Annotated in this window: 1 protein-coding gene; it reads right to left on the bottom strand. The window is 29.5% G+C overall.

Translation table 11 applies throughout. The annotated features are described in order from the left end of the window. Positions 1-423 (bottom strand): acyltransferase family protein (locus AC1DUA_RS40400; RefSeq protein ID WP_477504987.1); only part of this gene is annotated, 423 nt, incomplete at its 3' end. Positions 424-508 lie beyond the last annotated feature (85 nt).

The following is a 508-nucleotide window of genomic DNA, read 5'->3' as shown; positions in this document are numbered from 1 at the left end:
AGTAAACAGAGTACAAACAATATAAAATGAAACCTCATAAATTAATGTCCATTCAATGTCTAAAGTGTATTGAATTTCACCAAAAGGAAGCAAAGTCAACGATTTCAAAAATTCATATTGCGTAATCGAACTAAATAATATGAGCTTTAGCATTACTACACTCACTACTGCAATTATGTAGGTAGGGTAGATTCGCAAAATTCTTCTTAAGAAAAATTTCTCGTACCCTTTGACAATCAAATGTGCCATTAAAAATCCAGATATTACAAAAAACAACAATGCTCCATAACTAAATTTAACATCAAAAACTTTGAAAAAAGATGTTTCATTTTTACCCAAGGCAGCCAAATAAATATTTGTATGATAAAAAACTACACATATTGCAGCCACCCCACGTAAAATTTGGATAAAATCATATCTCAATTAAAACACCTCAGAAACAGTTAATGATAGTCTAGTGCTTATTACTGTAATAAAATTATTGCCAAAGCACTAGACTATCATTAAC

Source organism: Paenibacillus sp. 01T422 (assembly GCF_056398785.1).
This window is presented reverse-complemented; position numbering and strand designations above follow the sequence as displayed.